The organism is Hydrogenivirga sp., assembly GCF_056450045.1.
In genome coordinates, this window is sequence record NZ_JBWONM010000074.1 from 1 (window position 1) to 8,900 (window position 8,900).

The 8,900-nt window shown below is 53.0% G+C and carries 10 protein-coding genes; 5 read left to right on the forward strand and 5 right to left on the reverse strand.

Annotated features, from left to right (window positions below):
• Positions 1-224 precede the first annotated feature (224 nt).
• Genes AC1HCM_RS03055 through AC1HCM_RS03065 form a run of 3 tightly spaced genes read right to left on the reverse strand, consistent with a single transcriptional unit; the run spans position 225 to position 1,717 of the window.
• Positions 225-464: a HypC/HybG/HupF family hydrogenase formation chaperone gene (locus tag AC1HCM_RS03055; protein WP_479460306.1), complete on the reverse strand. Its 240-nt coding sequence runs from the start codon at positions 462-464 to the stop codon at positions 225-227.
• 57 nt (positions 465-521) lie between these two features.
• Positions 522-1,454 carry an Hsp33 family molecular chaperone HslO gene (gene hslO / locus AC1HCM_RS03060; RefSeq protein WP_479460307.1) on the reverse strand — a complete coding sequence of 311 codons (933 nt, stop codon included), beginning with the start codon at positions 1,452-1,454 and terminating at the stop codon, positions 522-524.
• Positions 1,451-1,717 (reverse strand): hypothetical protein, encoded by a 267-nt coding sequence (locus tag AC1HCM_RS03065; protein ID WP_479460308.1) that lies wholly within the window; start codon positions 1,715-1,717, stop codon positions 1,451-1,453. The genes hslO and AC1HCM_RS03065 overlap by 4 nt, the downstream gene beginning before the upstream one ends.
• Positions 1,718-1,792: 75 nt before the next feature.
• Between AC1HCM_RS03065 and miaB the strand changes: the two genes are divergently transcribed.
• Positions 1,793-3,118, forward strand: coding sequence for a tRNA (N6-isopentenyl adenosine(37)-C2)-methylthiotransferase MiaB (gene miaB, locus AC1HCM_RS03070; RefSeq protein WP_479460309.1), 1,326 nt, complete (start codon positions 1,793-1,795; stop codon positions 3,116-3,118).
• The gene (locus AC1HCM_RS03075) at positions 3,115-3,603 is read left to right on the forward strand and encodes a bifunctional nuclease family protein (protein WP_479460310.1); all 489 of its coding nucleotides are present in this window, start codon (positions 3,115-3,117) and stop codon (positions 3,601-3,603) included. The genes miaB and AC1HCM_RS03075 overlap by 4 nt, the downstream gene beginning before the upstream one ends.
• On the opposite strand, the gene AC1HCM_RS03080 is transcribed toward AC1HCM_RS03075, so the two are convergent.
• Entirely contained in the window at positions 3,600-4,241 is a 642-nt protein-coding gene (locus tag AC1HCM_RS03080; protein WP_479460311.1) for an endonuclease III domain-containing protein, read from the reverse strand. The two genes, AC1HCM_RS03075 and AC1HCM_RS03080, sit on opposite strands and share 4 nt — an antisense overlap.
• Before the next feature lie 25 nt (positions 4,242-4,266).
• Here AC1HCM_RS03080 and gcvT point away from each other — a divergent pair, with 25 nt between their 5' ends.
• The 3 genes from gcvT to secD are packed head-to-tail and all read left to right on the forward strand — an operon-like array spanning position 4,267 to position 7,717.
• Entirely contained in the window at positions 4,267-5,295 is a 1,029-nt protein-coding gene (gcvT, locus tag AC1HCM_RS03085) for a glycine cleavage system aminomethyltransferase GcvT (protein ID WP_479460312.1), read from the forward strand.
• Positions 5,292-6,209 carry a Ppx/GppA phosphatase family protein gene (locus AC1HCM_RS03090; protein WP_479460313.1) on the forward strand — a complete coding sequence of 306 codons (918 nt, stop codon included), beginning with the start codon at positions 5,292-5,294 and terminating at the stop codon, positions 6,207-6,209. The genes gcvT and AC1HCM_RS03090 overlap by 4 nt, the downstream gene beginning before the upstream one ends.
• Before the next feature lie 11 nt (positions 6,210-6,220).
• Positions 6,221-7,717, forward strand: a complete 1,497-nt coding sequence (gene secD / locus AC1HCM_RS03095) for a protein translocase subunit SecD (protein WP_479460314.1) — start codon at positions 6,221-6,223, stop codon at positions 7,715-7,717.
• On the opposite strand, the gene AC1HCM_RS03100 is transcribed toward secD, so the two are convergent.
• The coding region (locus AC1HCM_RS03100; protein ID WP_479460315.1) for a type II secretion system F family protein at positions 7,714-8,900 on the reverse strand (1,187 nt) is incomplete at its 5' end. The two genes, secD and AC1HCM_RS03100, sit on opposite strands and share 4 nt — an antisense overlap.

Genomic DNA, 8,900 nt, shown 5'->3' on the forward strand with positions numbered 1-8,900 from the left:
AGGAGATAAATCTATGCAAGCATTTGCAAGTGGTAAAAATGTATTTACGATACATCTCTAATACTCTCGGCGGAGTGCGGAACTCTTTGCCTACTATTGCAGGCTTACCCTTCGGGTCTTCTAATAGGAGGATATGTGGCTCGCTTGAGGTTTCCAAAATTTCCCTACAAGGAATTCCAATACCCCCGATACATTATTATTAATTTCCCAACCCACTAACCCCCCTACCCCATCTCCTCTTCAAGCTCCTTGACTATCTCCTCAAAGAGTTCAAGGCTCTTTAGAGCTTCCTCCTCGTTCAGCTTCTGGATTGCGAAGCCAACGTGTATGAGGACGTACTCCCCAACCTTGACCTCCTCGGGCATTAGTTCAAGGGAGACCTTCCTCCTGACCCCCATAGTATCAACGGTGGCGGTTCCATCCTCGTGGAGCTCAACGACCTTTGAAGGTATAGCCAAGCACATACCCGCCTCCTCTGAATGGTTATTCATTAATATAGTCTGGAAGTTTCCCCTTTCAACTCACTTTTTTCCTATGTCCTCCCTGCTGAACCTGTAAACCCTTCCGCAGAACTTACAGACCACCTCAGCGGGTCCATCCGAAAGAAGGTCCTCAAGCTCATCCTCGGTAAGAAGGAGAAGGCTTGACCTTGCCACCTCCTCATCACAGGGGCAGTAGTACTCAACCTCTTTCAGACCTATGAGCTGGGGCTCAAGGCCTCCGAATATCATTACCGCTATATCCTCGGGTCTCTTCCCTTTCTCCATGAGCTCCGTTACGGGAGGAAGGCTCTTTACCCTGTGCTCAAGGATATCAACGACCCTGTCGCTTATCCCTCCAAGGGTCTGTACGAGGAACCCCCCAACCTGCTTAACGCTCCCGTCCTCATCAACGAGAACGCCTATCCCGACCGCAGAGGGTATCTGCTCCGACTGAGAAAAGTAGTAGGCAAGGTCCTCGGCTATCTCGCCCGATACGAGGGGAACTATGCTCGTGTAAGGTGTACCCATCCTGAGCTCCTTAACCACCGTTAGGGTCCCTTCCCTTCCAACGATACCAGCAACATCAAACTTCTTCCTGCCACCAACTTCCTTTTTCAGGGTATCAACCCAAGGGTTTTCAACAAAGCCACGCACCCTTCCCTTACCGTCCGCCTCAGCAACTATAGTTCCTATGGGACCGTTCCCCTCAATCTTCAGGAGAACCTTCTGGTCTGTTGCGTGCTTTACGAGGGACGTAAGCAGGAGGGCACCTACGAGAGCCCTTCCCAGAGCCACGGTAGCACCGGGGGAAAGACCGTGAATGCGCCTTGCGGTCTCAACAGCCTTGGTAGCCCGAACGACGTAGAGGCGGGCTGGCTCCCTCTTGGGGACCGCTATAACCATGTAGTCCCTGTTCTCAAAGTAGTCCCTGAGGTCCTTTTTGGTTTCTTCGGAGAGCTCCTTGTGAATCATGACTTATAAATATAGAGCCTCACCTTCTTGGCTTCAAAGTCTTCAAGGAGGGCTACTATGTGGGTGGGGCTCTCTATGGGCTCGTTCTTGCTCACCTGGTCGCTCTCTTTGTCAAGGAAGTAGAGCTCAAAGCCCTCGTGCCGTGAGGGGTCAAACTCCGAGAGAGGTAGAACGTTCAGGTCCATGTCCGCCGTACGGTAGCCGTAGATGAGTCCTATTAGAAAGGAAAACACCTTGCTCTTCTTGCGGTTTATGGGTCTCATCTCCCGAACGGGAGATATTTTAACACTCTCAAGAAAACTTGCCTAAGTTCTTGGTGAGCCACAAAATTATATACTATGAGCAAAAAGTACTTTATAAAGACCTTCGGTTGTCAGATGAACTTCAACGACTCCGAGAGGATAAGGGGAATTCTGAGAACCCTCGGATATGAACCTACGGATCGCTGGGAAGAGGCTGACCTCATACTTCTGAACACCTGCACCATCAGGGAAAAGCCTGACCAGAAGGTGCTCTCCCACATAGGGGAGTATAAGAAGATAAAGGAAAAGAATCCAAACGCCCTCATAGCGGTCTCGGGCTGTCTCGCCCAGAGGGCTGGTTGGGAATTAGTCCAGAAGGCTCCAGCGGTTGACATAATGTTCTCCTCCTTCAACATGCACCAGCTCCCCGAGCTCATAAATCAGGCTCAGGCTGGCTACAAGGCTGTTGCCATACTTGACTCCCCTCCCGAGGATGAGGACAGGGTTTGGGACTTCCCCACCGAGAGGGACAACCCTTACTGTGCCTACGTTACGGTTATAAAGGGCTGTGATAAGAACTGCACCTACTGCGTGGTGCCCAGAACGAGAGGAAGGGAGCGCTCAAGGTCCCTTGATAGCATCCTTGCGGAGGTAAGAAGGTTAACGGAAGAGGGGGTGAGGGAGATTCATCTCCTCGGTCAGAATGTGACAGCCTGGGGTAAGGACTTAGAAAAGCCCCTCCCCTTCTCGGAGCTACTCTACAGGGTGGCTGAAGTTGATGGGGTTGAGAGGATTCGCTTCACGACAGGGCATCCTATAGACCTGACCGACGATACAGTGGATGCCATGGCTCAGATTCCGCAGGTCTGCAACGCCCTCCACCTTCCCTTCCAGGCGGGCTCCGACAGGATACTCTCCCTCATGGACAGGAAGTACACGAAGGACTTTTACCTTGAGAGGATAGAGAGGTTAAAGGAGAGGATTCCCGGGATAGCCCTCTCAACGGACGTGATAGTCGGCTTTCCCACAGAGACCGAGGAGGACTTTGAACACACCCTTGACGTCCTGAGGCGGGTTGAGTTTGAGCAGGTCTTCTCCTTCAAGTTCTCCCCCAGACCCGGAACACCAGCCTACGATATGGAGGGACAGGTGCCCGATGATGTGAAGACCGAGAGGATGGGAAGGCTCTTGGAGCTTCAGAAGGCTATCATGGGCAGGATAGCGAGAAGATACGAGGGAAGCGTTCAGGAGGTGCTCGTTGAGGAGACCAGAGGCGACGGAACCGTCATAGGTAGGACCACCACCAACAAGTGGGCTACCCTCCCGGGCGATGAGAGGCTTCTGGGGAAGATAGTGAAGGTGAAGGTAAAGAGGGCAACGCCCTTTAACTTAGAGTGTGAAGTTTTGGAGGTGGTGAAATGATAGAGATGGTAGTACACGGAGTTACCTTAGACCCTGTGTCCCAGATGCCGATAGTGGTTCTGAAGGCAAAGGAGGACGAAGAGGTTATACTCCCGATATGGATAGGAGCCTTTGAGGCTAACGGAATAGCTATGAAGCTTCAGGACGTTCAGCCGCCAAGACCCATGACCTACGAGCTCATCAAGACGATAATAACCGAGATGGGAGGAAACGTTGAGAGGGTCGTTATCAACGACCTCAAGGACAGCACCTACTATGCGGAGATACATATAGTTCAGGGGAACAACACCCTCGTGATAGACTCCCGTCCGAGCGACGCCATAAACGTTGCCCTCAGGTTTGGAGCACCTATCTTCGTTGCGGAGGAGGTTCTTGAAAAGTCAAGGGTTCCCGAACCCGAAGAGGAGGACGAGAAGCAGAGGCTCAGGGAGTGGCTTGAGAACATAAGACCCGAAGACTTTGAGATAGGAGGTGAGCACAGCTAAAAGCACTTATCGCAGTACCTCTCTATGGGGCACTCTCCGCACTTGGGTCTCTGGGGGGTGCATATCCTCTGACCGAAGGCTACGAGAAGCCTGTTTATTGCTATCCAGTAATCTTTGGGCAGAATCCTCTCAAGCTCCCTCTCTGTCTGCTCAGGGGTCTTCGTCTTTATAAGGCACCAGCGGTTCGTTATCCTGTGCACGTGGGTATCAACGCATATGGCGGGTATCCCGAAGCCGTCCGCAAGGACGAGGTTTGCCACCTTCCTCCCTACCCCCGGTAGCTGAAGTAGCTCCTCACGACTGCTTGGAACCTTACCGCCGTATTTCTCAATGAGAACCTTAGCCAGCTCCTTGAGGTGCTTTGCCTTGTTTCTGTAAAAGCCCACAGGGTAGATGAGCCTCTCAAGCTCGCTGAGGGATAGCCTGAGTATGTCCTCCGGTTTCTTCACCTTTTTAAAGAGCCTCCTGCATACCTGGGCTGTGGTCTCGTCCCTCGTCCTGGTGGAAAGAAGGGCGCAGATGAGAACCCTGAAGGGGTCGTGGGTGTGCTGGGCTACGAGGGTTACAACGGGAGCCTCCCAGCTTTCGTAGTGCCTCTGGAGGATCTCTATAACCTTTGGTATGTCTTCTCTCTTCATAGGAAAAAGATTTTAAAATACTCCCATGAGAACACCGCTCTACGATACCCACCGAAGGCTCGGGGCGAGGCTTACCAACTTCCACGGCTGGGAGATGCCCCTCCAGTACACGAGCATCGTGGAGGAAGCTCTCGCCGTCCGGAGTTCCGCAGGCGTCTTTGACATATCCCACATGGGAAGGCTTCTCATATCTGGTAAGGACGCCTTCGGCGTGCTTCAGAGGCTAACGACCAACAACCTCTCCAAGCTCTACCCGGGAAGGGTCCAGTACAACCTCCTGACGAACGAGAGGGGAGGGGTGAAGGATGACATAACGATCTACATGCTCTCCGAGGATAAGTTCTTCCTGTGCGTGAACGCAGCCAACAGGGAGAAGGTAAAGGGATGGATCGGAAGGCACATATCTGTGGAGGACATCTCCGAAGGAACTGTGCAGATAGCCCTTCAGGGAAGGGACAGCGAGGGGATACTCTCGGAGTTTTACGACATCAAAGGTCTCAGGTACTATCACTTCAGAACCTTCGGGGAGACGATAGTATCAAGGACTGGATACACGGGGGAGGACGGCTTTGAGATATACGCCCCCCTGAAGGAAGGTGTAGAACTCTTTGAAGCCCTCCTTGAGAAGGCAAAGCCCTGCGGGCTCGGTGCGAGGGACGTTCTCAGAATAGAGGCTGGCTACCCCCTCTACGGTCACGAGATCTCAGAGGATATAACCCCCTTTGAGGCAAACTTAGACCGCTTCGTTGACACCTCCAAGGACTTCCTTGGAAAGGAGGCTATGCTCTCAAGGGAGGTGAGGAGAAAGCTCTTCGGGCTTGAGATGGTGGAAAGGGGAGTCCCGAGGGAGGGCTACCCCATCCTCAAGGAGGGAAGGGAGATAGGCACGGTATCAAGCGGGACTTACTCACCGACCTTAAAGAAGGGAATAGCCCTGTGCTTCGTTGAGATCGGTGAGAGAAGGGAGGGCAATGAGGTGGAGCTTGAAGTCAGAGGAAGGAGGCTCAGGGCGGTTCTGCGGAGTTATCCTTTCGTAAAGAGAGGAAAGGCATGAGGGTCGGGGCTATAGACATAGGCTCTTACTCAGTAAGGCTCACCGTTGCGGATGTGGGCGAAGAGGGAGTTCGTATCCTCCTTGAGAGGGGCTACATAACCTCCCTCGGGAGCGGTCTGAAAGAGAGCAAGAGGCTGAAGGAGGACAGAGTTGAAGAGACCCTGCGGGTCCTTGAAGAGTACAAAAGGGAGATAGAGAGGCTCGGTGTGGACAGGGTGGTTGCGGTCGCGACCGAAGCCCTCAGGAGGGCTGAGAACTCTCAGGAATTCCTCAACCTCGTAAAGGAGAGAACGGGCATAGAGGTGAGGATAATAACCCCCGAGGAGGAGGGAAGGCTCGCCTTCCTTGCAACCGCCTATTCCCTGAGACCTGAGGGCTACTTCCTCGTCGTTGATCAGGGGGGAGGCTCAACGGAGCTCGTGTTCGGCACAAACATGGAGCCCGAGGAGGTGATATCCCTCCCTATGGGGATAGTCAACCTTACGGAGGAGTTCCTCAGGCACGACCCCCCAACGGAAGATGAGGTGGAGAGGCTCTTTAATTTCCTTGAGAAGGAGCTCTCGTCCCTGCGAAGGGATGTGGACGAGCTCATCGGTCTTGGGGGAACAATAACAACGGTCGCAGCCCTTGAGTACGGAGTCTATCCCTACGAGCCCGAAAAGATACACGGCAGAGAGCTCACAATCGGTGCTCTGAGGAGGTGGTTTAGGGTCCTCGTCTCCCTTCCTTACAGGGAGAGGAGCAAAAGGTACAGGCAGATTGAGGACAGGAGGGCTGAGGTCATAGTTTCGGGGATAGCGATGTTTATAAAGCTCCTTGAGGTCTTCGGCAAGGAGAGGCTCAGGATAGGCGATTGGGGCGTGAAGCACGGACTCCTCATAAGGGAGCTTGTCAGGAAGGAGCGCAGCGGTTAGAATAGTCCTCCGTGAAGAACACAACCTACAACCTGATAGCCCTCGCACTGCTCGTTGCCCTGTCCATAGCAGTGGTCATCTACAGACCGGTAAACCTCGGTCTTGACCTAAAGGGCGGTATCTCCATGGTCCTTGAGCCGGACTACAAAAAGGCGGTTGAGCAGGAGTACGAGAGGACGGCGAGGCTAATAGAGAAGACCCTGAGGGAGAAGAACTACAGGATACTTGACATAACAGCTTATCCCGACAGGCTTGAGCTTGAGTACCTTGAGGAGGAGGAGCTCCCCCGCCTAATTGAGGAAATAAAGAAAGTGGCTCCCGAGCTCAAAGTCCAGAAGAAGCAGGAGGGGATACTCCTGCTGACCTTCACCGATACCTATCTGAGCAGGCTCAAGAAGGACATAGCAGACCAGACCATTGAGGTTCTCAGGAGCAGGATAGACAGCCTCGGAGTTGCCCAGCCCGTGGTGACCAGGCTCGGGAAGGAGAGGATACTCGTTGAACTCCCGGGCTTCCTTGACATAGAGAGGGCAAAGAGGATAATAGGGAGCACAGCCTCCTTGGAGCTCAGGCTCGTTATAGACAGCTCCACATCAAGGGAAGAGCTTGAGAAGAAGCTTACCAAGGACAGGGAGATACTCCCTTCCAGAGGCGGCGGGGAGTGGTTCCTCCTTGACAAGGTCCCTATAGTCTCGGGCTCGGACCTGAAGACCGCCTACATAAGCAAGGATGAGTTCGGTCGGCCTGCTGTAGGCTTTGAGCTAAAGAGCGAAGCTGCTGGAAAGTTTGGAGAGTTCACCTCTAAGAACATAGGCAAGAGGCTCGCCATAGTCCTTGAGGATAAGGTTGTTTCCGCCCCCGTGATAAGGAGCAGGATATCCGACAGGGGGCAGATAACGGGCAACTTCACCCCCGAAGAGGTCAGAGACCTCGCCCTCATACTGAGAACTGGCTCCCTCCCTACGAGCGTCAGGATACTTCAGGAGAAGGTCGTAGGTCCTTCCCTCGGAAGGGATGCCATAAAACAGGGAATAGAGGCTGGTGTGATCGGCTTTCTCCTCCTGATAGTGATAGTCGTTGCAAGGTACAGGACCGCGGGGGTTTCCGCCACCTTCTCCATACTTCTGAACGGGCTCCTCCTGTGGGTTGGTCTCGCAGGTCTCGGAGCTACCCTGACCCTCCCCGGCATCGCGGGGATAATCCTTAACATGGGAATTGCAGTGGACTCAAACGTCCTCATCTTTGAAAGGGTCAAGGAGGAGCTCAGACTCGGGAACACCCTCAGGAAGGCTGTGGAGCTCGGATACAGGAGAACCCTGAGTGCCGTCTGGGACACCCACATAACCCTCCTCGTCGCCTCCCTAATTCTATTTCAGTTCGGGAGCGGACCTGTGAAGGGCTTTGCCACCACCTTGGCCATAGGAACAATAGCGAGCTTTCTCTCAAACGTTTACTACGCAAAGGTCTTCCTTGACATCCTTGCCAAGAAAAGGTGGCTCAAGATCTAAAATCTCCTTCCCATCTGGCTTATCAGGTCGTATATGGGCAGGAGCAGGCTGACCATGATTATAGCCATGAATATCCCCACCGTTATTATCACCACGGGCTCTATTATCTTCGCTATGTTCTGGGTTATGTAATCAAGCTTGTTGTAGTAGTAACGGGATAAGTAGTCAAGCTGGTCGTCAAGCCCGCCGGTCTCCTCTCCAACCGATACCATCCTCACCATCAGGGAGGGGAAGAGCTTTGTCCTCCTCATGCTCTCGCTTATGGAGCCTCCGCCAGCTATGAACTCCCTCATGAAGAACATAGCCCTCTTAAAGACCCTGTTGTTGAAGGACTCCCCCAGTATGGTGAAGGTGTCGTATAGATTCACGCCGGCGGTCACCATGAGTCTCATGTACTCGGAGAAGAAGGCGTAGTTGAAGTTGTAAAGGACGAGTCCGACTATGGGTAGCCTGAGTACAAGCTTGTCGGTCAAGTACCTGAACCTTTCATTCTTCCTCCTGAGGGCGGTAAAGAGAACCACGAGGAGAGCTATGGAGATGAGAATGAGGAGGATGTAGTTTTTGACAGACTCGGAGATGCTCAGGACCGCAACGGTTATGGTGGGCAGCTGGACGTTGAGACCCTTGAAGAGCTCTGCAAGCTTTGGAAGGACGTAAACGAGCCAGAATATCAGAGCTATCGTTACGGTTGTCAGAGCGAAGGCTGGATATATGAGAGCCTGCTTTGTCTTGCTGACGAAGTCCTCAATCCTTGCGTAGTGCTGGGATATGTCCTTGAATATCCTATCAAGGGAGCCCGTTTCCTCTCCTATCTTTATCAGGTTAACGGCTATTGGTCCGAGGACCCTCTCATAGCGCGCCATGGCTGAGGATATAGATTCCCCGGCCTGAACCCTGTAGGCTATGTCCTCAAGCATATCCCTGATGGCGGGGTTGTCCATATCCTCCGCAAGGTCCCACATACCAACCTCGAGGGGCACGCCCGACTGGGCAAGGAGGTGCAGGTTCTCAAAGAGGTCAATCAGGTCCTTTCTCCTTATGTTCCTGAGGTGGAGTCCCTTTCTCAGACTTCCGATAAAATCGGGTCTCTTGGATATCTTTACCGGCGTGAGATTGAGGAAGTCAAGAAAGGACAGAAGCTGAACTTCGTTCTCAGCCTCTACGTACCTCTTAACCTCCCTTC

Bases quoted from the DNA above. Each gene is read 5' to 3' on its own strand.
- AC1HCM_RS03055 (WP_479460306.1), bottom strand. From the start codon at position 464: ATGTGCTTGGCTATACCTTCAAAGGTCGTTGAGCTCCACGAGGATGGA.
- hslO (WP_479460307.1), bottom strand. From the start codon at position 1,454: ATGATTCACAAGGAGCTCTCCGAAGAAACCAAAAAGGACCTCAGGGAC.
- AC1HCM_RS03065 (WP_479460308.1), bottom strand. From the start codon at position 1,717: ATGAGACCCATAAACCGCAAGAAGAGCAAGGTGTTTTCCTTTCTAATA.
- miaB (WP_479460309.1), top strand. From the start codon at position 1,793: ATGAGCAAAAAGTACTTTATAAAGACCTTCGGTTGTCAGATGAACTTC.
- AC1HCM_RS03075 (WP_479460310.1), top strand. From the start codon at position 3,115: ATGATAGAGATGGTAGTACACGGAGTTACCTTAGACCCTGTGTCCCAG.
- AC1HCM_RS03080 (WP_479460311.1), bottom strand. From the start codon at position 4,241: ATGAAGAGAGAAGACATACCAAAGGTTATAGAGATCCTCCAGAGGCAC.
- gcvT (WP_479460312.1), top strand. From the start codon at position 4,267: ATGAGAACACCGCTCTACGATACCCACCGAAGGCTCGGGGCGAGGCTT.
- AC1HCM_RS03090 (WP_479460313.1), top strand. From the start codon at position 5,292: ATGAGGGTCGGGGCTATAGACATAGGCTCTTACTCAGTAAGGCTCACC.